The 26,947-nt window shown below is 65.1% G+C and carries 28 protein-coding genes; 12 read left to right on the top strand and 16 right to left on the bottom strand.

What is annotated here, in order from left to right; translation table 11 throughout:
* Window positions 1-95 precede the first annotated feature (95 nt).
* From purQ to purC, 3 genes are all read right to left on the bottom strand, one after another.
* Entirely contained in the window at window positions 96-764 is a 669-nt protein-coding gene (gene purQ / locus AC2TZ7_RS10030) for a phosphoribosylformylglycinamidine synthase subunit PurQ (RefSeq protein ID WP_078519362.1), read from the bottom strand.
* A gap of 129 nt (window positions 765-893) precedes the next feature.
* A complete protein-coding gene (gene purS, locus AC2TZ7_RS10025; RefSeq protein WP_078519363.1) occupies window positions 894-1,133 on the bottom strand; it encodes a phosphoribosylformylglycinamidine synthase subunit PurS in 240 nt (79 codons plus the stop codon).
* Between the two features lie 14 nt (window positions 1,134-1,147).
* Window positions 1,148-1,909 (bottom strand): phosphoribosylaminoimidazolesuccinocarboxamide synthase, encoded by a 762-nt coding sequence (purC, locus tag AC2TZ7_RS10020; RefSeq protein ID WP_098410619.1) that lies wholly within the window; start codon window positions 1,907-1,909, stop codon window positions 1,148-1,150.
* A gap of 270 nt (window positions 1,910-2,179) precedes the next feature.
* Between purC and AC2TZ7_RS10015 the strand changes: the two genes are divergently transcribed.
* Together AC2TZ7_RS10015 and bmt are read left to right on the top strand one after the other, a co-directional pair.
* On the top strand, window positions 2,180-2,497 hold the full coding sequence (locus AC2TZ7_RS10015; RefSeq protein WP_098410618.1) for a DUF1476 domain-containing protein: 318 nt from the start codon (window positions 2,180-2,182) through the stop codon (window positions 2,495-2,497).
* 187 nt (window positions 2,498-2,684) lie between these two features.
* Entirely contained in the window at window positions 2,685-3,707 is a 1,023-nt protein-coding gene (bmt, locus tag AC2TZ7_RS10010) for a betaine--homocysteine S-methyltransferase (protein ID WP_489864097.1), read from the top strand.
* A 120-nt stretch (window positions 3,708-3,827) separates the two neighbouring features.
* Here bmt and AC2TZ7_RS10005 read toward each other — a convergent pair whose 3' ends face one another.
* On the bottom strand, window positions 3,828-4,922 hold the full coding sequence (locus tag AC2TZ7_RS10005) for a PA0069 family radical SAM protein (RefSeq protein ID WP_489864096.1): 1,095 nt from the start codon (window positions 4,920-4,922) through the stop codon (window positions 3,828-3,830).
* Between the two features lie 169 nt (window positions 4,923-5,091).
* Here AC2TZ7_RS10005 and AC2TZ7_RS10000 point away from each other — a divergent pair, with 169 nt between their 5' ends.
* The 4 genes from AC2TZ7_RS10000 to AC2TZ7_RS09985 all read left to right on the top strand — a co-directional run bounded on the left by AC2TZ7_RS10000 (window position 5,092) and on the right by AC2TZ7_RS09985 (window position 8,361).
* Entirely contained in the window at window positions 5,092-5,793 is a 702-nt protein-coding gene (locus AC2TZ7_RS10000) for a corrinoid protein (protein WP_078599260.1), read from the top strand.
* A 117-nt stretch (window positions 5,794-5,910) separates the two neighbouring features.
* Window positions 5,911-6,069, top strand: coding sequence for a hypothetical protein (locus AC2TZ7_RS09995; protein WP_165756922.1), 159 nt, complete (start codon window positions 5,911-5,913; stop codon window positions 6,067-6,069).
* Window positions 6,066-6,743, top strand: a complete 678-nt coding sequence (locus AC2TZ7_RS09990; protein ID WP_489864095.1) for a DUF1638 domain-containing protein — start codon at window positions 6,066-6,068, stop codon at window positions 6,741-6,743. Before AC2TZ7_RS09995 ends, AC2TZ7_RS09990 begins: the two co-directional genes overlap by 4 nt.
* Before the next feature lie 139 nt (window positions 6,744-6,882).
* Complete coding sequence (locus AC2TZ7_RS09985; protein ID WP_489864094.1) at window positions 6,883-8,361, top strand: SulP family inorganic anion transporter; 1,479 nt, start codon at window positions 6,883-6,885, stop codon at window positions 8,359-8,361.
* Window positions 8,362-8,538: 177 nt separating this feature from the next.
* On the opposite strand, the gene AC2TZ7_RS09980 is transcribed toward AC2TZ7_RS09985, so the two are convergent.
* The 3 genes from AC2TZ7_RS09980 to AC2TZ7_RS09970 all read right to left on the bottom strand — a co-directional run bounded on the left by AC2TZ7_RS09980 (window position 8,539) and on the right by AC2TZ7_RS09970 (window position 10,656).
* Window positions 8,539-9,138: an HNH endonuclease gene (locus AC2TZ7_RS09980; protein WP_078539481.1), complete on the bottom strand. Its 600-nt coding sequence runs from the start codon at window positions 9,136-9,138 to the stop codon at window positions 8,539-8,541.
* A gap of 226 nt (window positions 9,139-9,364) precedes the next feature.
* On the bottom strand, window positions 9,365-10,027 hold the full coding sequence (locus AC2TZ7_RS09975) for an alpha/beta hydrolase (protein ID WP_489864093.1): 663 nt from the start codon (window positions 10,025-10,027) through the stop codon (window positions 9,365-9,367).
* Window positions 10,024-10,656 (bottom strand): DNA-3-methyladenine glycosylase family protein, encoded by a 633-nt coding sequence (locus AC2TZ7_RS09970; protein ID WP_489864092.1) that lies wholly within the window; start codon window positions 10,654-10,656, stop codon window positions 10,024-10,026. The genes AC2TZ7_RS09975 and AC2TZ7_RS09970 overlap by 4 nt, the downstream gene beginning before the upstream one ends.
* A gap of 65 nt (window positions 10,657-10,721) precedes the next feature.
* Here AC2TZ7_RS09970 and AC2TZ7_RS09965 point away from each other — a divergent pair, with 65 nt between their 5' ends.
* A complete protein-coding gene (locus AC2TZ7_RS09965; protein WP_489864091.1) occupies window positions 10,722-11,945 on the top strand; it encodes an MFS transporter in 1,224 nt (407 codons plus the stop codon).
* 257 nt (window positions 11,946-12,202) lie between these two features.
* Here AC2TZ7_RS09965 and AC2TZ7_RS09960 read toward each other — a convergent pair whose 3' ends face one another.
* Window positions 12,203-12,703, bottom strand: coding sequence for an Lrp/AsnC family transcriptional regulator (locus AC2TZ7_RS09960; protein ID WP_078519374.1), 501 nt, complete (start codon window positions 12,701-12,703; stop codon window positions 12,203-12,205).
* 168 nt (window positions 12,704-12,871) lie between these two features.
* On the opposite strand from AC2TZ7_RS09960, the gene trxB reads away from it, so the two are divergent.
* From trxB to AC2TZ7_RS09945, 3 genes are read left to right on the top strand one after another with little or no spacing between them, the layout of a single operon-like run.
* Window positions 12,872-13,822 (top strand): thioredoxin-disulfide reductase, encoded by a 951-nt coding sequence (trxB, locus tag AC2TZ7_RS09955; RefSeq protein ID WP_134332097.1) that lies wholly within the window; start codon window positions 12,872-12,874, stop codon window positions 13,820-13,822.
* Window positions 13,819-14,298 carry an RES family NAD+ phosphorylase gene (locus AC2TZ7_RS09950; protein ID WP_489864090.1) on the top strand — a complete coding sequence of 160 codons (480 nt, stop codon included), beginning with the start codon at window positions 13,819-13,821 and terminating at the stop codon, window positions 14,296-14,298. Before trxB ends, AC2TZ7_RS09950 begins: the two co-directional genes overlap by 4 nt.
* Window positions 14,299-14,358: 60 nt before the next feature.
* Window positions 14,359-14,904: a VOC family protein gene (locus tag AC2TZ7_RS09945; RefSeq protein WP_489864089.1), complete on the top strand. Its 546-nt coding sequence runs from the start codon at window positions 14,359-14,361 to the stop codon at window positions 14,902-14,904.
* Window positions 14,905-14,918: 14 nt separating this feature from the next.
* Here AC2TZ7_RS09945 and AC2TZ7_RS09940 read toward each other — a convergent pair whose 3' ends face one another.
* The 8 genes from AC2TZ7_RS09940 to AC2TZ7_RS09905 all read right to left on the bottom strand — a co-directional run bounded on the left by AC2TZ7_RS09940 (window position 14,919) and on the right by AC2TZ7_RS09905 (window position 22,517).
* Window positions 14,919-15,968, bottom strand: a complete 1,050-nt coding sequence (locus AC2TZ7_RS09940; protein WP_489864088.1) for a threonine aldolase family protein — start codon at window positions 15,966-15,968, stop codon at window positions 14,919-14,921.
* The gene (locus tag AC2TZ7_RS09935) at window positions 15,965-16,414 is read right to left on the bottom strand and encodes a YcgN family cysteine cluster protein (protein ID WP_075774736.1); all 450 of its coding nucleotides are present in this window, start codon (window positions 16,412-16,414) and stop codon (window positions 15,965-15,967) included. Before AC2TZ7_RS09935 ends, AC2TZ7_RS09940 begins: the two co-directional genes overlap by 4 nt.
* A 262-nt stretch (window positions 16,415-16,676) precedes the next feature.
* Window positions 16,677-17,615, bottom strand: coding sequence for a bifunctional riboflavin kinase/FAD synthetase (locus AC2TZ7_RS09930; protein WP_489864087.1), 939 nt, complete (start codon window positions 17,613-17,615; stop codon window positions 16,677-16,679).
* A gap of 29 nt (window positions 17,616-17,644) precedes the next feature.
* The gene (locus AC2TZ7_RS09925) at window positions 17,645-18,088 is read right to left on the bottom strand and encodes a MaoC family dehydratase (RefSeq protein WP_075774735.1); all 444 of its coding nucleotides are present in this window, start codon (window positions 18,086-18,088) and stop codon (window positions 17,645-17,647) included.
* Window positions 18,089-18,229: 141 nt separating this feature from the next.
* The gene (locus tag AC2TZ7_RS09920) at window positions 18,230-19,108 is read right to left on the bottom strand and encodes a TIGR01459 family HAD-type hydrolase (RefSeq protein ID WP_489866767.1); all 879 of its coding nucleotides are present in this window, start codon (window positions 19,106-19,108) and stop codon (window positions 18,230-18,232) included.
* Window positions 19,109-19,220: 112 nt separating this feature from the next.
* Window positions 19,221-20,072, bottom strand: a complete 852-nt coding sequence (locus AC2TZ7_RS09915; protein ID WP_489866766.1) for a CpsD/CapB family tyrosine-protein kinase — start codon at window positions 20,070-20,072, stop codon at window positions 19,221-19,223.
* A gap of 16 nt (window positions 20,073-20,088) precedes the next feature.
* On the bottom strand, window positions 20,089-21,597 hold the full coding sequence (locus tag AC2TZ7_RS09910) for a GumC domain-containing protein (RefSeq protein WP_489866765.1): 1,509 nt from the start codon (window positions 21,595-21,597) through the stop codon (window positions 20,089-20,091).
* Entirely contained in the window at window positions 21,597-22,517 is a 921-nt protein-coding gene (locus AC2TZ7_RS09905; protein WP_489866764.1) for an ExeA family protein, read from the bottom strand. Before AC2TZ7_RS09905 ends, AC2TZ7_RS09910 begins: the two co-directional genes overlap by 1 nt.
* A gap of 249 nt (window positions 22,518-22,766) precedes the next feature.
* Between AC2TZ7_RS09905 and AC2TZ7_RS09900 the strand changes: the two genes are divergently transcribed.
* Window positions 22,767-25,283 (top strand): tetratricopeptide repeat protein, encoded by a 2,517-nt coding sequence (locus AC2TZ7_RS09900; RefSeq protein WP_489866763.1) that lies wholly within the window; start codon window positions 22,767-22,769, stop codon window positions 25,281-25,283.
* A gap of 80 nt (window positions 25,284-25,363) precedes the next feature.
* On the top strand, window positions 25,364-26,944 hold the full coding sequence (xrtD, locus tag AC2TZ7_RS09895) for a VPLPA-CTERM-specific exosortase XrtD (RefSeq protein WP_489866762.1): 1,581 nt from the start codon (window positions 25,364-25,366) through the stop codon (window positions 26,942-26,944).
* Window positions 26,945-26,947 lie beyond the last annotated feature (3 nt).

Raw genomic sequence — 26,947 nt, 5'->3', positions numbered from 1 at the left:
TCGGGCGGCTCTTCAGGTAAAATCGTCGAACGTGTCTGCACGTGCGTCATGCGCGAAGTCTAAGCCAAGGCCCAGAGCGCAACAAGCGCGCGAGATCAGGCGGTTGCCAGCATCCCGCTCAACGCGCGGAAAAGCGCCGCCCCATCGGCGCCACCCTGCGCAGCCTCGATCGCGCGCTCGGGGTGAGGCATCATGCCCAGCACCCGGCGGTTCTCGCTCAGCACGCCCGCGATATCGTCGACGGAGCCGTTGGGGTTCTCGACATAGCGGAACGCCACGCGATCCTCGCCTTCGATGCGGGCAAGGCCTTCGGGATCGATCTGGTAATTGCCGTCATGGTGGGCGACCGGGATCACGATCTCCTGCCCTGCCTCATAGCCCGAGGTATAGGCGCTGTCAGTCGTGGCGACGCGCAGGGCCAGCGGTTTCGAGACGAATTTCAGCCCTGCATTACGCATCAAGGCGCCCGGCAGCAGCCGCATCTCGGTGAGCACCTGAAAGCCGTTGCAGATGCCGATGACATAGCCGCCCTTGCCTGCGAAATCGGCCACCGCCTGCCCGATGGGCGAGCGCGAGGCGATCGCGCCGCAGCGCAGATAATCGCCATAGGAGAACCCGCCCGGCACACCGATGATGTCGATGCCTTCGGGCAATGCGGTTTCCTTGTGCCAGACCTTGACGACATCCGCCCCGGCTGCCGCGAAGGCCATGCTCAGGTCGCGGTCGCAATTCGATCCGGGGAAGGTGATGACGGCGGCTTTCATGGGTGCAAACTCCTGGCCTTGAGGGTCGAACCTGTCGGGTAAGGCCTGTTCGGCCTTCGGCTTGGTACAAATATCCCGGGGGGAATTGGCCGGCAGGCCAAGGGGGGCAGCGCCCCCACCCGACCCGGATCAGGCGATCTCGATGGTGTATTTCTCGATCACGGTATTGGCGAGCAGCTTCTCGCACATCTCCTTCACCTCGGCCTCGGCAGAGGCTGCATCGGTGGCGCTCAGGTCCAGTTCGATCACCTTCCCCTGACGCACGCCTTCGACACCGTCGAAGCCCATATGGCCCAACGCGTGGCGCACGGCCTCGCCCTGCGGGTCGAGCACCCCATCCTTCAGCATCACATGAACGCGGGCTTTCATCACGAGCGGTCCTTTCAGTTGATCAGCGTCGGTTTGATCGGCTGGGTATTGGTCGGCAGCACGCCAAGGCGCTTGGCGACTTCGGTATAGGCATCGGTCAGGTTGCCCAGATCGCGGCGGAACACGTCCTTGTCGAGCTTCTGGCCCGTCTTGACGTCCCACAGGCGGCAGCTGTCGGGGCTGATCTCGTCGGCCACGATCAGGCGCATGAAATCGCCATCCCAGACGCGGCCGATCTCGATCTTGAAATCGACCAGCTTGATGCCGACGCCGTAGAACACGCCGGTCAGGAAGTCATTCACGCGCAGCGCCAGCGCCACGATGTCGTCGAGGTCCTGCTGGCTCGCCCAACCGAAGGCGATGATATATTCCTCGGGCACGAGCGGATCGCCCAGATCGTCGTTCTTGTAGCTGTATTCGACGATCGGACGCGGCAGCGGCGTGCCCTCTTCCATGCCCAGACGCTTCGCGATCGAACCGGCGGCGAAGTTGCGCACGATCACTTCGAGCGGCACGATCTCCACCTGACGGATCAGCTGCTCGCGCATGTTGAGCCGTTTGATGAAGTGGTTCGGCACGCCGATATTGGTCAGGCCAGTCATGAAATACTCGGACAGGCGGTTGTTGAGCACGCCCTTGCCCTCGATCACGTCCTTCTTCTGCGCGTTGAAGGCGGTCGCGTCGTCCTTGAAATACTGGACCAGCGTTCCGGGCTCGGGGCCTTCATACAGAACCTTCGCCTTGCCTTCGTAGATCTTCTTGCGCCGGGGTGCCATCGCGTCTCCGTTCTCACTTGGCGCGGCGGTGCCAGGGCCTGCGCCGCATACCGTCGGGAATGCCGCGCCCGCCCCTGCGCGCCGTCCGCGAAAGGGTGTTGCCCGCCCTATAGGACAAGCCCGCGAGTCTCGCAAGGTAAAGCGCACGCCACTTCACGCAGATGCACAGCCCCGTCAAACCGGCCAAAACGCGGCCCTTTCCTCTTGCGGCGCACGCCGTGCATGTGCATATCGGAGGTAACGGAGACTTTACCGGGAGGGACGTGGGCCATGACCACCTTCGACGATCGCGAAAACGCCTATGAGAACAAGTTCGCGCATGATGCCGAGCTGCAGTTCAAGGCCGATGCCCGCTGCAACAAGATGCTGGGCCAATGGGCAGCAGAGCTTCTGGGCAAAACCGGCCCCGAGGCCGATGCCTATGTCCGCGAGGTCGTGACCTCCGATTTCGAGGAAGCGGGCCACGAAGACGTGTACCGCAAGCTCTCGGGCGATCTCGGCGACAAGGCCGATGAACAAACGATCCGCGCGAAGATGGCCGAATGCATGGCCGACGCGCGCCGTCAGGTGATCGACGAGGCCGAGTGAGCCCTCGCCGATGACGCAGATTGAAAGGCCGGATGCCCCGCGCGTCCGGCCTTTTGCATTTCAGCCCGAGATTGCAGCGCCTTCATCAAGAACATGAAGGAAACGAATTTGCCAATTCCTGCCTGTCATGGCAGGACAAACCCAACCGCCGCGCCCGACGCGGCCCTTTGCATTTGACGAGGCCCTTATGACCGCCCCGAAAACCGACGCGCTGAGCCGTCTTCTGGAAACCCGCGATTGGCTGATGGCCGATGGCGCGACCGGCACCAACCTGTTCAACATGGGTCTGGCCTCGGGCGATGCGCCGGAACTGTGGAATGCCGACGAGCCTGCGAAGATCGAGAAGCTCTATTCGCTGGCCGTCGATGCGGGCTCGGACCTGTTCCTGACCAACAGCTTCGGCGGCAATGCCTCGCGGCTGAAACTGCACAGCGCGCAGAACCGCGTGCGCGAGTTGAACCGCCTCGCCGCCGAGATCGGCCGGGATGTGGCCGACAAGCAGTCGCGTCCCGTGATCGTTGCGGGCTCGATGGGCCCGACGGGCGAGATTTTCGCGCCGATGGGCACGCTGACGCATGAGTTGGCGGTCGAGATGTTCCACGAACAGGCCGAGGGGCTGAAAGAGGGCGGCGCGGATATCCTCTGGGTCGAGACGATCTCGGCGCAGGAAGAATACAAGGCCGCCGCAGAAGCCTGCCATCTGGCGGGGATGCCCTGGTGCGGCACGATGAGCTTCGACACCGCAGGCCGCACGATGATGGGCCTGACCTCGCAGGCGATGGTCTCGATGGTCGAAAAGCTGGCTCACCCGCCTCTGGCCTTCGGCGCGAATTGCGGCGTCGGCGCGTCCGACCTGCTGCGCACCGTTCTGGGCTTTGCCGCGACCGGGACCGAGCGTCCGATCATCGCCAAGGGCAATGCGGGCATCCCGAAATATGTCGACGGCCATATCCACTACGACGGCACGCCCGAGCTGATGGCGGAATATGCGGTGATGGCGCGCGATTGCGGCGCGACGATCATCGGCGGCTGCTGCGGCACGATGCCCGAGCATCTCGTGGCGATGCGCGAGGCGCTGGAGACGCGTCCGCGCGGAGAGCGCCCGACGCTGGATCAGATTTCCTCGGTGCTGGGCGGGTTCTCGTCGGAAGATGACGGGCTGAGCGGCGATGCGCCCAAGCGCGAACGCCGGGGCCGTCGCCGCAGCTAAGCGCGGTTTGAGGGGCTCTGCCCCTCGGCCTGACGGCCTCACCCCGGGATATTTGAACCAAAACGAAGGAAGGGCCGGGTTTTTCCCGGCGGATGGAGCATGCGCGCGTCTCAGACGAGATCAGAACAGTTCGAGCTGATCGCCCGGCCGGGGCGGCACGCGGAACTGCGTCACGTCGAGATCGGGCAGATGACGCGAGAAGCCCAGCCGCTTGCAGCTCAGCTTGAACCGCTGCTGCAACAGTTCGGCCATCTCTCCCTCGCCCTTCATCCGCGCGCCAAAGCGCGGATCGTTGAGCTTGCCGCCGCGCATGTCGCGGATCCGGCCCAGCACTTTCTCGACCTTGCCGGGGTGATGCCGCTCCATCCAGTCGGCGAAAAGCGGCGCCACCTCATGCGGCAGCCGCACCGGCATCATAGAGGCGGCCTTGGCCCCTGCCCTGCGCGCCTCGGTCAGGATCGCCTCCAGCTCGTGATCGGTGAGCCCCGGGATCATCGGCGCGGCCATCACGCGCACCGGGATACCGGCGCGCGAGAGTTCGCGGATCATGCGGATACGGGTCGGCGGGCTGGGCGCGCGCGGCTCCAGATCGCGGGCGAGTTTGGCGTCGAGCGTCGTGACCGAGACGCCGACCTGCGCCAATCCGGCCTCGGCCATCGGCGCGAGGATGTCGAGATCGCGCAGAATGGTCGAGCCGCGGGTGACGATGGAGACCGGGTGGCGATAGGCCTGCAGCACTTCCAAGACGGCGCGCATGATCTCCATCTTGCGCTCGAGCGGTTGGTAGGGATCGGTATTCGTGCCGATGGCGAGCACGTTCGGACGGTAGCTTTTCTTGCGCAGCTCGTCTTCGAGCACCTGCGGCGCCTCGGGGCGTGCGATCAGCCGGGTCTCGAAATCCAAGCCAGCCGAGAGGCCGAGATAGCCGTGGCTGGGCCGCGCGAAGCAGTAGATGCAGCCATGCTCGCAGCCCCGATAGGGGTTGAGCGAGCGCTCGAAGGGCACATCGGGCGACTGGTTGCGGGTGATGACGGAGCGGGGACGCTCCACCGAAACCTCGGTGCGGGTCAGGCGCTCCTCTTCGGGGATGTCCCAGCCGTCATGCTCTGGCGCGCGGGCGAAGGGCTCGAACCGGCCCACGGGGCGCGCCGCGGCACCGCGCGCGCGCAGACGCTCGGACGGGGTCGCGGGGGGAAGGTCGAATGGCAGACTCATGCCCGGAATTTAGAACGAAATGGGAACATTTGCCAAGTAGAGTCCCCATATCCATTCGCCAACACCATGCGAGGTCGGACAAAACACCGCGCATGTCGCAAATCGCCAAGACTTGACGGGGCCACGGCCTCACCACAGGGTAACACCGGCTAGCAGGAGACTATTGGACATGGCCGAAGACGACGACGATATCATCCTCTCGGAACTCGACGACGACGAGCTCACCGCGCAGATGATGGATGACCTCTATGACGGTCTCAAGGAAGAGATCGAAGAGGCTACCCACATCCTGCTCGATCGCGGCTGGACGCCGTATGACATTCTGACCAAGGCCCTCGTCGCGGGCATGACCATCGTGGGCAACGACTTCCGCGACGGTATCCTGTTCGTGCCGGAAGTGCTGCTGGCGGCGAATGCGATGAAGGGCGGCATGGCCATCCTGAAGCCGCTGCTGGTCGAGACCGGCGCGCCGCGCATGGGCAAGATGGTCATCGGGACGGTGAAGGGCGATATCCACGATATCGGCAAGAATCTCGTTGCGATGATGATGGAAGGCGCAGGTTTCGAGATCGTCGATCTGGGGATCAACAACCCGGTCGAGAACTACCTCGAAGCGATCGCCCGCGAAGAGGCCGACATCCTCGGCATGTCCGCGCTGCTGACCACCACGATGCCCTATATGAAGGTCGTGATCGACACGATGAAGGAACAGGGCATCCGCGACGATTACATCGTTCTGGTGGGCGGTGCGCCGCTCAACGAGGAATTCGGCAAGGCGATCGGCGCCGATGCCTATTGCCGCGATGCCGCCGTGGCGGTGGAAACGGCGAAGGATTTCATCGCCCGCAAGCACAACCAGATGAGCGCCTGATCGCCGATCGCGCGCGCATCTTGGCTGATATGTATGGAGAAGGCCCCGATTTTTTCATCGGGGCCTTTTCATGTGCGCTTCCCAGCCCCATACTTGGAGAGAAGGGGGAAACGCGAAATGCCGCTGCCACATTTTCTGCTGCTGATCCTGTTTGTGATCGTTCTGGCGGGCTTGACGATCTGGGCCTTTGCCGCATCGGGCGTGCCGATGGCGATGCTCGGGCTGATGGTTCTCGTCGCAGCAGGCGTTGCCCGGATGATGGCACGGGTGGAATGACCGCCCAGAAAGCTGCCTCGCTTCCCGGCGACACGACCTTATCCGAAAATGGCTTAGCTCCCGAGGGGTCGGGGCGTCTTCTGCTGATCGCCTGTGGGGCGCTGGCGCGGGAGATTCTCGCGCTCAAGCGGATCAATGGCTGGGATCATATCGATCTGACCTGCCTGCCCGCCAATCTGCACCTATACCCCGAGAAGATCACCGCCGCCGTCGAAGAGGCGGTGCTGCGCTATCGCGACCAATACGACGATATCTTCGTGGTCTATGCCGATTGCGGCACGGGCGGGCAATTGTTGGAAAAGTGCAAGTCTTTGGGGGTCGAGATGGTCGAAGGCCCCCATTGTTATTCGTTTTTTGAAGGCAATGCGGCCTTTGCCGAGACCGCCGAGGACGAAATCACGGCCTTCTACCTCACCGATTTCCTGACCCGTCAGTTCGACGCTTTCGTCTGGAAGCCGATGGGCTTCGACCGCCACCCCGAGCTGATTCCGATGATGTTCGGCAATTACGACCGGCTGATCTATCAGGCCCAGACCGACGATCCCGCGCTCGACGCGAAGGCGCGTGAGGCCGCAGAGCGGCTCGGCCTGCGCTATGAGCGGCGTTTTACGGGCTATGGCGATCTGGCCACCAGTCTCGCGAAATTTGCCGCGAAATCGGGCAATCCGGCTTAATCCTCTTTGAATTTTTCTTAAAACCCGACCTGCGGGGCTTGGCATCGCTACGTCACCCGGGTATTGGCTTCGCCAAATCTCACATCCCTCCGGCCCGCCCCTCCCCGGTCGCGGGCCTTTCTAATTGCAGGACAACCGTATGACCTTGTCGCAATGGCGCAGCCAGTGGACTGGCAACTACCGCGCTGACATTCTTTCCGGTCTCGTGGTGGCGCTCGCGCTGATCCCCGAGGCCATCGCTTTCTCCATCATCGCGGGTGTGGACCCGAAAGTGGGCCTCTACGCCTCCTTCATGATCGCCACGATCACCGCTTTCTTCGGTGGCCGCCCGGGCATGATCTCGGCCGCGACCGCCGCGACCGCCGTGCTGATGGGCACATTGGTGCGCAGCTACGGGCTCGACTACCTGCTGGCCGCGACGGTGCTGGCGGGCGTGTTGCAGGTGATTGCCGGGGCGCTGAACCTCGGGACCGTGATGCGCTTCGTGTCGAAATCGGTGATGACGGGTTTCGTGAACGCGCTCGCCATCCTGATCTTCATGGCGCAATGGCCCGAGCTGAACCCGACCAATGTGCCGGTGGTGGCGACCTATGCGCTGGTGGCGCTCGGCCTGGCGATCATCTACCTGCTTCCGCGCTTCTTCCGCGCGATCCCCTCGCCGCTGATCGCGATCCTCGTGCTCAGCGCGATCTCGATGGGGTTGGGGCTCGACGACGTGCACACCGTGGCCGATATGGGCGCCCTGCCCGATCAGCTACCCTCGCTCCTGATCCCCAACGTGCCGTTCAATTTCGAGACGCTGCAGATCATCCTGCCCTATTCGGTGGGCGTGGCGGTCGTCGGTCTGCTGGAGAGCCTGATGACGCAGAACATCGTCGACGAGATGACCGACACCCGCTCGGACCGTCGTCAGGAATGCTTCGGTCAGGGCATCGCCAATTTCTGCACCGGCTTCATCGGCGGCATGGCGGGCTGCGCGATGATCGGCCAGTCGGTGATCAACGTGACCTCGGGCGGCCGTACGCGCCTGTCGACGCTGACCGCGGGGATCGCGCTCCTGATCTTCTGCGTGGTGCTGGGCGAATGGGTGGGCCGCATCCCGATGCCCGCGCTGGTGGCGATCATGATCATGGTCTCGATCGGCACGTTCAGCTGGGCCTCGCTGGGCCAGCTGCGCACGATGCCAATGTCGTCCAACGTGGTGATGCTGGCGACCGTCGCCTTCGTCGTCGCCACCCATAACCTCGCCATCGGGGTGCTGGTGGGCGTGCTGCTCTCGGGGATCTTCTTCGCGGGCAAGATCGCGCGGATGACCGAGATCACCTCGCGCTACAACGAGGCGCATCACCTACGGACCTATTACATCAAGGGCCAGATCTTCTTCGCGACCGTGGAAGAGTTCAACCGCGCCTTCGACTTCCAGGAGAAGCTCGACCGCGTGGTGATCGACCTGACCCACGCCCATATCTGGGACATCTCTTCGGTCTCGGCGCTGGACCGGGCCGTGGGCAAGTTCCGGATGTCCGGCACGGATGTGAAGGTCGTGGGCATGAACCACGCGACCGAGACGATCATCGACAAGCTGTCGAATGGCGGTCAGGTCGCGGCGGGGCACTGAGACGCTCGGCGGGGGCTCTGCCCCCCGTCGCCGGAGGGCGACATTTAACCAAGCGTCGCCGGAGGGCGACATTCGACCACGCCAGAGGGGGCTCTGCCCCCGCTTGCTGCGCAAGCCCCCCGGGATATTTTCACCAATACGAAGACGGGCGTGCCGGATGCGGCGCGCCCTTTTCCTTTAGGCTTCCAGCTCGGTGTCCCAATAAAGGAAGTCCATCCAGCTTTCATGCAGATAGCCCGGCGGGAAGCGACGCCCGATGCGCAGCATGTCCTCGGGCTGGGGCTGGCGCGCGGGTTTGAGAAGATGCATCCCCGAGCGTTCCAGCGGCTTGTTGGCCTTGCGCAGATTGCACGGCGCGCAGGCGGCCACGACATTCTCCCAGCTGGTGATTCCGCCACGCGAGCGCGGGATCACATGGTCGAAGGTCAGATCGCCCCGCTTGCCGCAATACTGGCACTTGAATTCGTCCCTCAGAAAAAGATTGAAGCGCGTGAAAGCCACGCGCTTCTGGGGTCGGACATATTCTTTGAGGACGACGACGGAGGGGATTTTGAAGGCCTGCCTCTGGCTGCGCACCACCTCTTCGTATTCGGCGAGGATCGTCACCCTGTCGAGGAAAACCGCTTTTATCGCCTCCTGCCAAGGCCATAGCGAGAGCGGGTAATAGGAGAGCGGCCGGAAATCGGCGTTGAGCACCAGCGCCGGGTGCTGTCTCAGCGCCGCCGGTTCGCGGGTGAATTGCGTTCTGAAATCGGTCCTGTCGCACTCGTCCAGCATGGGTGACTCCGTCCTCGCCCTGTCGCCTGCCTCGGCTCAGGGGCGGGGTCCGCCCCTGCCTTATCCATGACTATATATGGCGTTCGCAATCTGGCAAGCCTCTTGATGTCGCGATTGCTGCCATGCGGCATAGCTAGCAAACCGCCATGACAGAGAAATGACGGCTTGGGACGGAGACTGGAGCGAAGCGGCGCGGCAGTGCGGCATGACTGCCGCACGGTGCCGATCAGCCGGGCAGCTTGTCTTGCAGGAAGGAGAGCGCCACCGACAGCCCGTCGGGCGCGATGCCGTGGCCGGTGCCCTTCATCACATGGGCATAGGTGTCGAACCCCGCCGAGACCAGCGCATCGCCCGCCTTGCCCATATCGGCGAAGGGCACGACCGGGTCCTGATCGCCATGGATCAGCAGAACCGGCGGCTTCGAGATCGCCTCGTTGCCCAGGGCTTCCGGGCGCAGGAGGCGGCCCGAGAAGGCCACCAGCCCCGCGACAGGCTCGGCCCGGCGCGGCAGCACTTCGAGCGCGGTCATCGTGCCTTGCGAGAAGCCGATCACGGCGAGCTGCGCGGGTGTCAGCCCCTGCTCTTCCAGCACGGAATCGAGGAAGGCATCCACGTCGGCCGCAGCGTCCTTGAGACCTTGAGCGGATTCCGCTTCGCTGGAATTGTCGATCCAAGGAATCGGGAACCATTGCCGGCCATAAGGGGCCGCGCGGCAGGGCTCGGGCGCGTCGGGCGCGAGGAACAGCGTGTCGGGCATGTGCTGGCCCAGCGGATCGGCGAGGCCCAGCAAGTCCGCCCCGTCCGCACCATAGCCATGCAGGAACACCACGGCGGATTTCACCACCCCCGATTGCGGCTCTCTGCGTCCGGCTTCCAGCTTGCGGGTCATGGGGCAACTCCTTCACGATCTTTACAGGCCGCGTAATAGGCCCAGAGGCCGCGCGCCGCAACCGCGCGCCACGGCGACCAGGCTGCCGATAGCTCATTGAATTGTTTGCGCTTGGGCCGCTCGGGCAAATCGAACAGGAGCCGCGCCCCTTCGGCCAGCGCGAGATCGTCCACCGCGAAGACATCGGCGCGGCCGAGCGCGAAGATGAGATACATCTCCACCGTCCAGCGCCCGATGCCGGGGATCGGCAGAAGCTGGGCGACCACCTCCTCGTCGGGCATCGCGCGCAGGCCCTCGAAATCGACGCCGGAATTGGAGAGCGCCTGCAGGTAGCGCACCTTCTGGCGCGAGAGGCCACAGGCGCGCAGGTCCTCTTCCGAGGCGCCCGCGATGGAGACCGGATCGCCATAGCCCGCGCCGATCACCTTGTTGCGGATGGAATTGGCGGCCGCGACCGAGACCTGCTGACCGATGATCGCATCGCGCAGCGCCTCGAACCCGTCCTCGCGGCGGCGCAGAGGCCACGGCCCCGTCAGCGCGCAAACCTCGGCAAAACGCGGCTCGGTGCGGCAGAGAAAGTCGGTGCCTTCAGCGATATCGTCTTCGCAGGTAATGATACGTCCAACCATGCGCGACACCCTGCCTCATGCCGCGCCCGCTTGCCAGCCCCCAATCGCCACGCTAGCAAGCTCTCATGAGTGACATGACCGCCCCTCCCGCCTCTCGCGAAAAGCGCAATACGATCGTGCTGGTTCTGGCCCAGGCGCTTCTGGGCGCGCAGATGCCGATGATCTTCACGGTGGGCGGCCTTGCGGGCCAGATGCTCTCGCCCAATCCCTGCCTCGCGACGCTGCCCTTGTCGCTGATCATTCTGGGCTCGGTCCTCTCGGCGCAGCCGATGTCGGAATTCATGGCCGCGAAGGGCCGCCGCGCGGGCTTCATCCTCGCCAATGCGATGGGCGCGCTGGGGGCTGCGATTGCGGCCTATGCGCTCTATCACGGGTCGTTTGCGCTGTTCATGCTGGGGTCGTTCTTCACCGGCACCTATATGTCCGCGCAGGGGTTCTACCGGTTCGCGGCTACCGATACCGCCAGCGCGGAGTTCCAGCCCAAGGCGATCTCCTATGTGATGGCAGGCGGGCTCGTCGCCGCGATCATCGGCCCTCAGCTGGTGAAGGTCACGAGCGAGGCAATGGTCGTGCCCTTCATGGCGACATATCTCGCGATCATCGCGATCAATGCGCTCGGGCCGATCCTGTTCTCCTTCCTCGACATCCCGGCTCCGGGACGGCGCAAGAAGCACGAACATCACGAGGGCCGCACCCGGCGCGAGCTGCTGAAAGACCCGGTGATCCTCGTCGCGATGATCTGCGGCATGGTCTCCTACGCGCTGATGAACCTCGTGATGACCTCGACGCCGCTGGCCGTGGTCGGCTGCGGGTTCGAGCAGGGCGACGCGGCCAATATCGTCTCGGCCCACGTGCTGGCGATGTATCTGCCGAGCTTCTTCACTGGCCACCTGATCGCGCGCTTCGGCAAAGAGGTGATCGTGGGCACCGGACTCGTGATTCTCGCGGCCTCCGGCGCGGTGGCGCTGACCGGGGTCGATCTGGACCAGTTCTACATCGCCCTGATGCTGCTGGGGCTGGGCTGGAACTTCGGCTTCATCGGCTCGACGGCGATGCTCGCCTCGGCCCATAGCCCCGACGAGCGCGGCCATGTGCAGGGGATGAACGATTTCGTGGTCTTCGGCGGTGTCTTCCTCGCCTCGCTCTCCTCGGGCGGGCTGATGAACTGCGCCGAGGGCGGCAATGCCCAAGCGGGCTGGCAGGCGGTCAATCTCGCGATGATCCCCTTCCTGACGCTGGCCGGGGCAGCGCTGATCTGGCTGATGCTGCGCCCGAAAGAGACGCGCTGAGGGGGCGCCGCCCCCTTCGCCAGAGGCGAAAAATATCAAGAAAGAAGGGGGCGCTGCCCCCGTCGCCGGACGGCGACAAATATCAAAAAAAGGAAGGGGGCTCTGCCCCCGGCCTGCGGCCTCCCCCGGGATATTTCGAGCAGTTGGAAGACGGGAGAGTTCCGCATCCAACTGCGTCAAATATCCCGGGGCGGGAATTAGCGACAGCGAAGGGAGGGGCAGCGCCCCTCCGACAACGGTTCAATTCAGAGTAAGGCTCAGGCTAGCTTGGCGATGCGCTCTTCGAGCACGTCGAAGGGCACGCCCGGCTCGTCCTTGGCGCAGCGGATCACCAGCGAGGTCTTCACGCTGGCCACGTTCTCGGCGGCGGTGAGCTGGCCGGTCAGGAAGCTCTGGAAGCTCGAGAGGTCGGGGGCCACGCATTTCAGTACGAAATCGATCTCGCCGTTGAGCATGTGGCACTCGCGCACGAGCGGCCATTCGCGGCAGCGCGACTCGAAGTTCGACAGGTCCGCTTCGGCCTGGCTGTGCAGGCGCACCATCGCGAAGACCTGCACTTCGAAGCCCAGCTCGCGCGGGTTCACGTCGGCATGGTAGCCACGGATGTAGCCCGCCTCTTCGAGCGTGCGCACGCGGCGCAGGCAGGGCGGGGCCGAAATGCCCACACGCTTGGCCAGTTCGACATTCGTCATCCGCCCGTCCGCCTGCAGTTCAGCGAGGATTTTACGGTCGATGTCGTCGAGCCGGGAGGTGGGCATGTTGAAACAATCCTTCGTGGGTTGCGGCAGAACTTACCGCTGGAAGAGAGGATGCGCAATAATATTTCGCGGACCGCTCCGCAAGTGCTATTTGTCGCGCAAAGCGGGGGCTTTTCGGCGGGCCTCGCTCCGACTATATCCGTCGGGCAGATTTCCAAGGAGGCGGGCATGTCCGAGACGAAGAAAACCAAGGTTCTGATCATCGGCTCCGGCCCTGCGGGCTACACGGCGGCGGTCTACGCGTCGCGTGCGATGCTCGAGCCGGTTCTGGTGCAAGGCATGCAGCCGGGCGGCCAGCTGACCATCACCACCGAGGTCGAGAACTGGCCCGGCGAGAGCGAGATTCAGGGCCCCGACCTGATGGTGAAGATGGAAGAGCATGCCCGCGCGATGGGCACCGAGATCATCATGGATATGATCACCGAGCTGGACACCTCGAAGCGCCCCTTCGTCGCGAAAGGCGATTCGGGCACGACCTACGAGGCAGCGGCGGTGATCCTCGCCACCGGGGCGCAGGCGAAATGGCTGGGTCTACCCTCGGAAGAGAAGTTCAAGGGCTTCGGCGTCTCGGCCTGCGCGACCTGCGACGGGTTCTTCTATCGCGGCAAGGAAGTCGTGGTGATCGGCGGCGGCAACACCGCCGTGGAAGAGGCGCTGTTCCTGACCAATTTCGCCTCGAAGGTGACGCTGATCCACCGCCGCGACACGCTGCGCTCGGAGAAGATCCTGCAGGATCGCCTGTTCAAGAACCCCAAGGTCGAGATCGAGTGGAATCACACGGTCGAGGAAATCCTCGGCGACGAAAACCCGCTCGGCGTGACCGGTGTGCGGGTGAAATCCACCGCCGACGGCTCGGAGAAGGTCATCCCCTGCGACGGGTTCTTCGTGGCGATCGGGCACGCGCCCTCGTCCGAACTCGTGAAGGACAGCCTGAAGATGCAATCGGGCGGCTATGTCTGGGTGGAGCCGGGCTCGACCCGCACCTCGCAGCCGGGCATCTTCGCGGCCGGTGACCTGACCGATCACACCTATCGTCAGGCCGTCACCTCGGCCGGCATGGGCTGCATGGCCGCGCTCGACGCCGAGAAATTCCTCGCCGAGCAGGGCGAAGCCGAGTGATCCCTTTCCACGGCACGGTCTGGCGGATCCTCTCTGCCGACCGTGCCGACGAGGCTTGCGAACCGGCCCGCCATCCGGAGGGCCGGTTTCATTATTCGGGCCAAGTGGCGCTGTATGCCTCGCTGAGTGCCGAAGGCGCTGCCGTCGCGCTGCGGCGCTATGTGCGCGCGGGCGATCCGCCGCGGCTGATCGTGCCGCTGGAGATCACGGCGCAGGCGATGGACGATCTGCGCGGCACAGACGATCAGGCGCAGGCCTCGGTGGTCTGGCAGGACGATCGAGAAACGGGAGCGCCGTCGCCCACATGGCGCCTCTCGGATCGGTCGCGGGCGCGCGGCGCGCAGGGGCTGATCTACGCCTCGCGCTCACGCCCCGACCTGAGCCATCTTGTGCTCTTCGAAGTCTCGCCTGCGACAGTGCGGCAAGCCGGGCCTGCGCAACCGTGGCACCCGCCCTACCCGATCCCGTCTGCGTGAGGCGTCATTGCACCGTCGCGCGGCTCCTCTAGGGTTAAGATCATCAGGAGGAGGCCGCTCATGCGCTGGCGCGGGGTCAATCACGTCGAATTCTCGGTGCTCGACTATGACAGGTCGATCGGCTTCTACGATGCGATGTTCGGATGGCTTGGATATAAGAGCTTCTGGACGCTCGATATCGGCTATCGCTCCACCTATTACATGGCGCGCTTCCCGATGCCGCATTCCTATATCGGTATCCAGCCTGCGCACTCGGGCGGGAAACTGGACCACGCGGCGCGGGCCGTGGGCATCCATCACATCGCGCTCTGGGCGAAATCACGCGCCGAGGTGGATGCGTTTCACCGTGATTTCCTGATCCCGCGGGGGCTGTCGGTCACGGACGCCCCGCAGGAATACTCCGTTTATGCGCCGGGCTATTACGCGGTGTTCTTCGACGATCCGGTCTGCGGAATTCATTGGGAGTTGGCGCATATCCCGCGCATTCCCGGCCTTGGTGCAATCCGCAGGTTCCGCGCGGCCTTGAGAGCCGCGCAGAAAGAGCATCCGGAATGGGACGGCCCGCCCGAGAAGATCGCGTTTCGCGACCTGCCCGGGCGGCGTTGAGGGAACGGCGCTGATTACGCCAGATGGCCGAGGAAGGCGTCGATTTCCTCGGGCGTCGTGGCCCAGGAGCAGACCAGTCGCGCCGCGAGAAGCTCGTCCTCGGGACCTTCCAGCGACTGGTCGAACGGCCAGAGGTAATAATAGGCCCCCGCTGCATTCGCGCGCTTATGCGCCCCGCGCGGCAGGGCGGCGAAGACCGCGTTGGCCTGCGTCGGGTGAATCAGCTTCGCGCCCTCGATCTGGCCGATGCCTTCCGAGAGTTTGCGTGCCATTTCATTGGCATGGCGCGCGGTCTTCAACCAAAGATCGTCGGCCAGATAGGCCTGCATCTGGGCCCCGAGGAAGCGGTGCTTCGAGAAGAGATGGCCGCCACGCTTGCGGCGCAGCTCGAATTCCCAGGCGCGTTTGGGATCGAAGATCACCACCGCCTCGACGCCCATGCAGCCATTCTTCGTGCCGCCGAAGCTGAGCACGTCGACGCCCGCCTTCCAGGTCATCTCCGCCGGGGTGCAGCCTGCGGACACCAGCGCATTGGCGAAGCGTGCGCCGTCCATATGCACAGGCAGATGGAAGCGGCGGGCGACATCGCTCAGGGCTTTCACCTCCTCGGGCGAATAGACCGCGCCCGCCTCGGTCGAGTTGGTGATCGAGACCATGCCGCGCTGTACGTTATGGATGCCGCCGCGCCCGGTATGGGCGATGGTGCGCGCGAGCGCGTCGGGGTCCATCTTCGCGTCCGGCCCGTCGACCAGAACCAGCTTCGAGCCGCCGGTGTAGAATTCGGGAGCGCCGCATTCGTCTTCCTCGATATGGGCGTTGCGATGGCAGAAGATCGCGCCCCAGGGCTGGGTCAGCACCGCGCAGGAGAGCGCATTGGCCGCCGTGCCGGTCGCGACCAGATAGACGCGCGCCTCGGGGGCCTCGAAAATCTCGCGGATCTTCGCCTGCACGCCTTCGGTGATCGGGTCGTCGCCATAGGAATGCACATGCCCCTCATTCGCGGCCATGAGGCCCTCGAGAATGGCGGGATGGGCGCCGGAAGTGTTGTCGGAGGCAAAATTCATGAGAGATCCTCGATCGTGTATTCGTCCCACTCGTCTTCGGGCACTTCGAATTCGGGTACGGTCCAGCCGCGCACGCTTTCCCCGGCCTCGTGGACCGTCTCGCGCGAGCCCGAGATCAGGTAGTGCCAGTCATGCAGCGGCTTGTCTTCGAAGCGCAGCCGGTAGGCGCAGGTCGCGGGCATCCAATAGGCGATCTTGTGGATCGTCTTGGGGCTGAGCGTGACGCATTCGGGAACGAACTGGTGGCGAATGTCATATTGCGTGCAGCTGCAGCTCTCGCCATCGAGTAGCCGGCAGGCGACGCGGGTGAAGACGACCTCGCCCGTATCCTCGTATTCGAGCTTGTTCAGGCAGCATTTGCCGCAGCCATCGCACAGCGCCTCCCATTCGGGGGCGGTGAGCTTCTTCAGCGGCAGTTTCCAGAACTCGGGGCGCAGTTTGGTCATGCGGCGGAAAATGGGGCAGCGGCAGGGAAATGGAAAGGGCAGATCGGCGGATCGTGAGCGGATCTGCGATTTGGACATGGCGGGACGGGCAGACCGATGGCCCTTGGCGCGGGGCGACCAGCCCCGGGCCGCGCCCGACCTCCCCCCCCCCGGGAGGGCGCATTGGCGATGGTATCGCGAGTTCAAGCGTCATCCGGGCCTTCGAGATAAAGCGCCCAGCCACAGGCGACATAAAGCGCCCACCCGAGGTCGGGCCCGCCCCTCAGCGCTCGGTCAAGATCTCCCGCGCGCGGGCACAATCGGCATCCATCTGCGCGACCAGCGCCTCTACGCCTTCGAACTTCATCTCGGGACGCAGGAATTCGACCAGCGCGACCGAGACATGCTCGTCGTAGAGATCGCCTTTGAAATCGAAAACGAAGGTTTCGAGGTTCGGGGTGTTCTCGCCGAACATCGGGCGCACGCCGAGGCTCGCAGCCCCGGTATAGCTGCCCTTATGCGGCCCGGTCAGCACGTCAAACTTTACCGCGTAAACCCCGAGCTTGGGCAGATGCAGCCCGGCCATCGACATATTCGCCGTCGGATAGCCCAGATCGCGGCCGCGCTTGTCGCCATGCAGCACCGCACCCTCGATCCGGTGCAGGTGGCCCAGCATCGCCGCGGCATCCTCGGGTCGGCCTTCGGCAAGTGCGGTGCGGATCGCGGTCGAGGACGCCTCCACCCCCTCCACATGCAGAAGCGGCGCGACAGTGACCTCGAAGCCGTATTTCGCGCCCAGCTCCGTCAGCATGGCCGTGTCGCCCTCGCGCCCCTTGCCGAAGCGGAAATCGCCGCCCACGGCGACATGGGTCACGCCGAGCCCCTCGGCCAGCACTTCGCGGGCGAAAGCGTCGGCGCTCATATCGGCCAGCTCTTCGTTGAAGGGCAGCTCATAGAGCCGCTCGACCCCGAGCTTGGCGAGCCGGTTGGCCCGCGCCTCGGGGTTCATCAGCCGGAATGGCGGCAGGGTCTTGCCCGCCCGGGCTGCGAAGAATTCGCGGGGATGCGGCTCGAAGGTGATGACGCCCAGCGGCGCATCTTTCCCACGTGCCTGATCGATCACCGATTGATGGCCGAGATGGATGCCGTCGAAATTGCCCATCGCGACGGAGGCCCCGCGCGCGGATTTCTCCAGCGATTTCCAAGTGGTCAAGCGTTTCATCCACCCCGCCCTCCGGCGAGGTCGCCGGGTCAGTCGAACTTGCGCGAGGGCGCCAGAACCAGCGCCTCGCCTTTCACGACCACCGTATCGCCCACCGCGCAATGGGTTTCAAGCGTGACACGGCGACGCGAATGGTCGATCGCCGTCACCTTCACCTCGGCATAGACCACATCGCCGGGGCGCACGGGGGCCATGAATTTGAGCGACTGGCCCAGATAAACCGTGCCGTGACCGGGAAGCTGTTCGCCGATGACCGCCGAGATCAGCCCCGCGGTCAGCATGCCATGCGCGATTCGACCCTCGAAAATGGTGTCTTGCGCATAGGCATCGTCCAGATGGACCGGGTTATGGTCGGTGGAGACCTCCGCGAACATCTCGATGTCGCGGTCGGTGACCTCCTTGCGGAGGTAGCGCACCATGCCAATTTCCAGATCTTCGATGCAGATCGTGCCACGGGGCAGGTTGTCGAGCATATCCATAGGTCCCAGCCGGAAGTTTATGTTGCACTGCGGCATAGCACATGCGGCAGAGCACAGGCAAGATGCCTGCGCAACTTTTTTACCCTACCGCGACAAAAGGCGCAACAAAGTTACCGCCTGAATTTTCCGCTCCGCTCAGGTCAGCTGACCCATCGTGTAGAGCGGGTCGCGCTGACGCGCCTCCAGCCAGGTGCGCAGCAATTCGGGATTGGGGTTCTGCGGATCGGCCCCGAACTGATCATGCGCCAGACCGCTGGAGATGAAGAGGCAATCGATCCCCTCCCCCGCAGCGCCGGCCACATCGGTATTGATCCCGTCGCCGATGGCGAGGATACGCGCATCCTCCGCGCCGCCCAGACGACTCAGCTTGCGCCGCGCAAGATCGTAGATCGGCGGATGGGGCTTGCCGAAATACATCGCCTCGCCGCCCATTTCCTCGTAGAGCGCGGCCAGCGCGCCGGCGCAGTAGATGCGCTTGTCGCCCAGATCGACGACGATATCGGGGTTCGCGCAGAGCATCGGCAGCTCGCGCATCTTCGCGAGCAGGAACTTCGGGCGATAATCCTCGGGGACTTCGTTCACCTCGTCGAAGGGACCGGTGCAGACGATGCCCTCGGCCTCGTCGAAATCGACGCGGGTGATCTCGGCCTGCCCCTGCCATTCTTCCGGCACCTCGGTGAAGAACCCGTCATCCTTGGACGGGCCGAGATGCCAAACCTTCTTGCCCACGGCGCCCGCGAACATCGCATCCTGCGCGGCATCGCCGGAGGAGACGACGAGGTCATAGGCGTCACGCGGACAGCCCAGCCGATCCAGCGACTCCATCACGAATTTGGCGGGCCGCGGGGCGTTGGTCAGAAGCACGACCTTGCCGCCCTTCGCACGAAACGCCTGCAGCGCCTCGACCGCCGCGGGAAATGCCTTAACCCCGTTATGCAGGCACCCCCAGAGGTCGCAAAACAGCGCGTCATAGGGGGCGGAAATCTCGGACAGCGAAGAGATGATGCGGGTCATGGCGGCCTTTCGTCAGCAGGGTTTGGCGCGGTCAAAGCCCCCGCAGGCGGGGGCCGCGCGCTTACCGAAGCTATATGGCACGGGCGTGACCGAAGGCAAAGCGGCCGGCCGCTCAGTCCTCCTCCGTCGCGGCCCCGTAGCCGTAGCCATAGGCGTAGCCATATTCGGGGGCGGCGAAGCGGAATTTGTTGACCACGACGCCCATCACATTGGTGCGCTCAGCCAGCTCGCGCTCACAGATATCGATTTCCCGAATCGTGGTCTCTTCGGTCGCGGCGATGATCAGCACGCAATCGACATGGGCGGCGAGCGAGAGCGTATCGTCGCTGACCAGCACAGGCGCGGTATCGAAGATCATCAGGTCGGGGGCGTAGATCGTCTCGATCCGCTCCAGCGCTTCAGCGGCGCTGCGCGACTGGATCAGTTCGGCCGGGGTCTCCACCGGCTTGCTATTCGCGCCAATCGCGAGGTTTCCGCCCAGACGCAACGCGTGATCGGCAAATTCGGCCGTCCCGCCAAGCACCTCGGAGATCTGCGGCCCGCGCGGCGCGTCGAGCAGCTTCAACAGCGAGGGTTTGCGGAAATCGGCTTCGATGAGCAGCGTGTGCCGCTCTTGCTGTCGTGCGAGGCTCAGCGCGAGATTGAGCGCGACGGTCGATTTCCCGCAGCCCGCCGAGGGCGAGGTGATCGCCAGCCGCCGCCAGCCATTGGCCCGCATCTGCTGCACGATCTTGGTGCGCATCAGGTCGATCGGGGCGCTCTCGGCGCTGCCATCGGGGCTGACGATGCGTTTGCCGCGCAGCCGCCCCAAATTCGGGGCGATCGGCGTCAGCGCCTGCCACGCGCCCGCCGTGATGCCGTTGCTGCCGGGGGCAACCTGCGCCCGGACCGAAGGCTCGGAGGCTGCGCGGCCCGTGCGGGCGGCGCGGGCCTTGGCAATCGCGTCTCGCAATCTTTCCGCCATCTCTCGCCTCCTTGCCTCAGAACAGCCGGTCGAGCGGCATGTAGAACGCGCCGAACAGCACCACGACCGCGACGAAAGCCGCGCCGACCATCGAGCCGGAGACCAGTACCTTGCGGCGACGACGGCGCGCGTCTTCGGGCGTGCTCAGATAGGGCAGCGTCGCGAAGGCCGAGATCCCCAGATGGCGCTGCAGGTCTTCGGGGCGACGGATTCCGGTGCTGAGCAATTCCTTGAGTGCGACCGCCACGAGACCGAGCAACAGCCCTGCCCCGACGCCTGCCAGCGCGAGCGTCTTGCGATTGGGCTTCACTGGCTCTCCCGGTGCGACTGCCTGATCGATCACGGTCAGTTTCTCGCCCTTGGCCAGCGACTCGATCGTATCGCCGGTCTCGGCCACGGCGCGCGCTTTCACGGCGCTGTCGTACTGATCGGCGAGATTGTCGTGGTCGCGGCGCAGCGCCTCGAGCGCCGATGCGTTGGCGGGCACTTTCGCAATCGCCTCGCGGAGTTGCGCGATTTTCAGATCGGCGGCATCGCCTGCGGCCTGCGCGACGAAAAGCGTATCGGTCAATTCGCGCAGACGGCTCTCGAAGGCGGAGTTGGCTTTCGGCAGCGGCAGCGCCACCTGCTGCGACAATTCCTGAATCTGCGCGCCCAGCGCCGCAAGGCGTGCATCATCGGCGGGCAGCAGCGGTTTGAGCGCGTCGCGCTGCGCCTCGAGCCGGGACAGTTCACGCGAGGCGGGCGGATAGATCGCGTCTCGGTCGACCACACGTCCCGCCGCTTCGCGCAGCCGGACCAGCCGGTCGATCTCCGTCTCGGTCTCGTTCACATGCGCGAGCCGGGTTTCCGCGCCCGCCTGCACGGCAGCGAGACGATCGCGCAGCAGCGGCAATTCCTCGGGCAGCGCGTCGCCGTTCTCCTGCCTGAACTGCAACATCGCGCTGGAGGATTTCGCCAGCTCGCCTTCCAGCCGATCCACCTCGCGCGAGAAGAAATCGAGCGTGTCGCGCGCGGCCTTTGTGCGGATGTCGCTGTCTTCCTTGAGGATGCGCGTCACCAGCTCATTCGCGACCCGCGCAGCACGGGCCGGAGCCCCGGCGCGGAAGGACACCGTCATGAAGGTCGCGTCTTTCGGGGCGGAGCGCGACTTGCTCTGCTCGGAGATCTCGATCTCGACCGAGTTCTGCAGCGCCTCGAAAACCGCATCGGCATCGCGCGCGCCGGACTCGGTGCGCAGGTCTGGGAACAGCGCCATCCGCCGGGCCATGTCGAGCAGGCTCTCGCGCGAGAGCACCCGCTTGCGGATCACCTGCAGCTTGGCATTCGTGTCGGTGCGCACGGTCGAGGCCGCGAGACCGTCGGGGATGCGATCGCCCTCGACGACGAGAAGCGCATTGGCCTCGTAGATCGGCGTGATCATCCGCCCCGCCGCCAGACCGACAAGCGCGCCCAGCAGCACCGCCAGCAAAAGCCAGTGGATCCGCCGGGCAAACAGGGCAGTATAGAAGCGGAGTTCCCGCATCAGCGCCCTCCCCTGTGGAGGAAGGCGGGCGCGGCCTCGGCGGTCACTGCAGTGTCCGGCGCGGGCGCGATCACGCGCGGCTTGGCGCGCTGGGTCTCGACCGGCAGGTAGAAGACGTTGTCCTCGATCACCCTGTCGATGATCTCGCCGGTGACGATCTCCGCACGCGCCGAATAGGCATAAACCATGCCCAGATCGGCCAACTGGTTCATCAACCGCGGAAGGCCGCCGCAATGGGCGTGCAGTTTCTGCGCGGCTTCGGGGGTGATTATTTCGCGCGTCGCACCTGCGACCTGCAGGCGATGGGCGATATAGGGCTGCGCGCAATCGGCGGGCATCGGCCCGAGATGGAAGCCGGAAGACACACGCTGCGCGAACTGGCGCAGCTCTGGCCGTGCGATCAGATCGCGCAGTTCCGGCTGCCCCATCAGGATCAGCTGCACCAGCTCGTCCTTGTCGGCGTTGATATTGGTGATCATGCGCAGCTCTTCGAGCACGCCCGCATCGAGGTTCTGCGCCTCGTCGATCACCACCACGACGCGCCGCCCGGCGGCATATTCCTGGATCAGAAGCTGCTGGAACCGGTCGTAGATCAGGACGTAATCCTCGCCCGCCTCCACCCGCTGGCCGAGCGACAGCATGATCCAGCGGATCACGTCATCGCGCGAGCCGCGCGCGTTCGACACCAGCGCGATCGTCACGTCCTCGGAGATCGTCGCCATCAGGTGACGCAGAAGCGTCGTCTTGCCCGCCCCCACCTCGCCGGTGATCAGCGTGATCGGCGCGCGCGAGAACAGCCCGTATTCGAGCATCGTGGCCGCGTGCTTATGCTCTGGAGACCAGAACAGAAAATCGGGATCAGGCAGCAACGAAAAAGGACGTTCTGCCAACCCGAAGAATTCGGTGTAGATTTCGTTCATGCCTGTACCGGGCCTTTGGCCTCTGGGATTTCTTTGCGCCAGTAAGCGGCATCTCCCCGATTTACGCAAGAATTCGTGAGGAATTCGCGAGTGGCTGAGGCCAAACTGTCGCAAAAACGCGTCTATTCCTAGGAAAACTGGCTATTTAGACAGGGGGGCGCCGTTCAAATCTCTTTATAGATGACGTCGGAGCAGCTAGCCTTTCTGCCAAGCGCCAGTCAGAGCGCAGTAGCAGAGCAGGCAAGACAGATGCCCCGATACCAGTATGCGCGCGCGAGCTTTTTCGCGCTTTGCGCGGCGCTCGCATTGAGCGGCTGCAAGAGCGACGCAGACAAGGCCGAAGCCCATTACCAATCGGCCGAGACCCTTCTGGCCGAGGGCGATCCCGTCCGCGCGATGGTCGAGCTGCGCAACGTCTTCGAATATGACGGCACCCATAAGGCCGCGCGGCGCGCCTATGCCGATCTGCTGCTGGCGCAGGGACGCCTGCAGGAAGCCTTCAGCCAATATCTGCGTCTGCTCGAACAATATCCCGAGACGGTCGAGGTGCATCGCATCCTTGCGGAGCTGTCGCTGCGCACGGGCAACCTGCCGCGCGCGCAAAAACAGGTCGACGCGGTACTGGAACTCGCGCCCGACGATCCCGGCGCGCAGGCGGTGCAGCTCGCGCTCGATCTGCGGAAGGCGAGCCTGTCGCGCGACACGGGCCGCCAGTCCGAGATCGCGGCGCAGGCCGAGGCGCTGACCGCGGCGCATCCCGAGATACCGACCGGCTGGCATGTGCTGATCGACGCGCGCAACGCCCAGGGCGACGACGCCGCGACGCTGGCCGCGCTCGATGCGGCGCTGGCCCGCGATCCGGCGCAATACCGGTTGCAGGTTCTCAAGCTGGAGCTGATCTCGAAGCGTGGGTCGAGCGCAGAGATCGGCGCGCAGCTCGAAGTGATGCAGGGGCTGTTCCCCGAAGACCCGAAAACCCGCACCGCCCTCATCGCGTGGTATGTGCTGCGCGACGATCCGGCGGGGGCGGCGCGTTTTCTGCGCAAGCTTGCGACCGACCGCGAGCAGCAGACGGGCGGCTATCTGGAACTCGTGCGTTTTCTGGCCCGCGCGAAAGGCGCCGAGGCCGCGCGGGCGGAACTCGACTCGCTCATCGCGCAATCGAAGGGCGCGGCGAATGAGGCGATCTTTACCGCGATGCGGGCCGATCTGGATTTTCAGGCCGGAGATCGGGCGGCGGCTTTGACGCGGATGCAGGCGCTGATCGAGAGCCATCCCGACAGCGAGGAGATGCGACAGCTGCGCTCTGCTTACGCCCGGATGCTCGACCATGACGGGCAGCGCGATAAGGCGAAGACCGAGATCGCGGCGATCCTGAAGACCGATCCGACCAACGTCCCGGCCCTGCAGCAGCGCGCGGCGTGGCGGATCGAGGAAGATCGCCTCGATCTGGCGATCACCGATCTGCGCAGCGCGCTGCAGCAGGCCCCCGACAATCCGCAGACCCTGACCCTGCTGGGCGAGGCCGATCTGCGCGAGGGTGCGCCCGATCTGGCGATGGGCCGCTTCAGCCAAGCCTATGATGCGGCGGGGCGCGCCGCGCCCGAGGCGATCCGCTATGTCGATTTCCTCTTCGCGCATGACCGCGCCAGCGCCGCGCGGACGGTTCTGGCCGAGGCCGTGGCGGTCACCCCCAACAGCCCCGGACTGCTCAAGCGGCAGGCCGATCTGGCGCTGGCCGATCGCGACTGGATGCTCGCTCATCGTATCGCCGACCGGCTCGACACATCGTCGGCCCCGGGCACGGAGGCGCTGGCGCAGTCGATCCGCGCCGCGATCCTGATGGGGCGCGGCCGCAGCGAGAGCGCGATCGAGACGCTGAAAACCCTGGTGCAGACGCCCGGGACCGGCGAAGACGGCGTCACCACCGCCCCTGTGGTCTCGGCGGCGGCGGTCTCGGCCGTGGTGCAGGCGCAACTGGCCTCCGGGCGGGGCGGCGAGGCGCGCGCCTATCTCGAGGCGCAACTGGACGAGCAGCCCGACAATCGCGGCTTGCGGCTGCTGGAGGCCAATCTCTGTGCAATTCAGGGCGACACCGACCGGGCCGAGACCGGGCTGCGCACTCTGATGTATGAAGACCCGGCCGATCCGCGCCCGGCCCGGCAGCTTTATCGCCTGCTTGCGGCCCAAGGGCGTGAAGGCGACGCGCTTGCGGTGATCCAGACCGCGCTCGAAAAGGCGCCGCAGGCCGATCCGCTGCTGCTGCTCTACCGGGCGCGCTCGGAAGAGAAATCGGGCCGGTTCGACGCCGCAATCGCGACCTATGACGATCTCTATACGCGCGACAGCGGCGACCTGATCGTGGCGAATAACCTCGCGAGCCTGCTGAGCACCCATCGCGACGACCGGCCCAGCCTCGAGCGTGCGGCGCAGATCGCCAAACGCTTCCGCGAGCGGCCCGAACCCGCCTTCAAGGACACCTACGGCTGGGCGGAATATCGGCTGGGCAATTACGGGGCCGCGCGCCCCCTGCTCGCCGCTGCCGCCGCCGGATTGCCGGAGAACCCGCTCGCGCAATATCACTACGCCGCCGTGCTGATCGCGCTGGAAGAGACCGATCTGGCCGAAGCGGCCCTGCGCGACGCGCTGCGTCTTGCCGGCGAGCCCTTGCCGCCCGCGATGCAAGGCGCGAAGGCGCAGCTTGCTACCCTGACCGGAGAGGGCTCGTCGGGCAACACCCCGCGTCCGGCCCCGGCCCAACGCTGATTTTGTCTTTGGATCAAAGCTCTCGCAGGGTAAGCTCATGTTAAGCGCCGCGTCAGACGGCCTATGAGCGAGCAGTCGAGATGATCACCACGAGCCCCCCTCTGCGCGAGGTGCGTGCCCTGCCATGGGGCACGCTTGGCCTGCTGACGCTGGCCGTCCTCTCCTATCCGTTCTTCGCATTGGGGCTCGCCAGCCTCGGGGCCGCATGGTCCACGCCGGAATACAGCCACGGGCCGCTGATCCCACTGATTTCGCTCTATCTATTCGCGCGCGAATTGCATCACGCACCGCTCACGCTGGAGGACCGCCCGCAGCGCTGGCAAGGCGTCGCGGTGATGGCACTCGCCCTCGCCCTCGCCGTCTTCGGCACCCGCGCGCAGATAGCCGATTTCGTGACCTATGCGCTGATTATCTGGATGATGGGCGCGGTGCTGCTGAGCATGGGCTGGCAGGCGGGCAAACGCCACTGGAAGCCGGTGCTGCATCTGATCTTCATGCTGCCGCTGCCGCAGATCCTCTACTGGAAACTCACCATCGCCCTGCAGCTCGTCTCATCGGAGCTGGGCGTGATGCTGGTGCGCGCCGCGGACATCCCGGTACATCTGAGCGGCAATGTGATCGATCTGGGCGTCTACAAGCTGCAGGTGGCCGATGCCTGTTCGGGCCTGCGCTATCTCTTCCCGATCCTCAGCTTTTCCTACCTGTTCGGCATCCTCTATCGCGGACCGTTCTGGCACAAAGCCGTTCTGTTCGCGATGGCCGCGCCGCTGACGGTTCTGCTGAATTCGCTGCGCATCGGTATGGTCGCGATCCTCGTCGACGCTTACGGGATCGAACAGGCCGAGGGCTTTTTGCATGTCTTCGAGGGCTGGGTGATCTTTGGGGCCGCGATCGCGATCCTCAGCCTCACCGCGATCGGGCTGCAGCGGCTGGTGGCGGAGCCGAAACCGCTCTCGGAGGCGCTCGATCTGGACTATCGCCGTTTCGCGCCTGAGGCGCGGCGCTTGCGCAACCTCGCGCCGTCGCGCGATCTCGGGCTGGCGGTCATCCTGACGGGGGTCGCGCTGGCGCTCTGGTCGGGCCTGCCGCAGATGACGACGCTTCCGCCCGAGCGCGCGCCGCTGTCGTCTTTCCCGACGCAGATCGATGGCTGGGAAGGCACGCGCCGCCCGCTGGAGCCAGCCACGGAAACTGTGCTGGCAGCCAGCGATTATCTCAACGCGGTCTATGCCGATCCCGCTCAGGACGCGCCGGTGAACCTGTTCGTCGCGTGGTATGCCGATCAGAGCCAAGGCGACGGCATCCATTCCCCCGAGGTCTGCCTGCCGGTCGGCGGCTGGGAGGTCAGCGCTTTCCGCCCGCATCGCATCGCCCTGCCCCACCGCGCGCCCTTCGAGGTCAACCGCGCGATCATCACCAAGGGGCTCAACAGGCAACTGGTCTATTACTGGTTCGACGGGCGTGGCCGCGCGATGACGAGCGACTGGCGCGCGAAGCTGTCGGTGATCGTGGATGGGATCACGCGCGGGCGAACCGATGGCGCGCTGGTGCGCTATGTCACGCCGATCCGCCGCGACGAGGATATCCGCGCAGCCGATCGGCGCCTGACGCGCTTCATCGGGCAGTCCCTGCCCCGGCTGAGCGCCTCGATTCCGGATTGAGCG

The organism is Thioclava sp. ISO4, from assembly GCF_058105145.1.
Note: the sequence above shows the minus strand (reverse complement) of the source record. Positions and strands in the feature narration are given on the sequence as shown.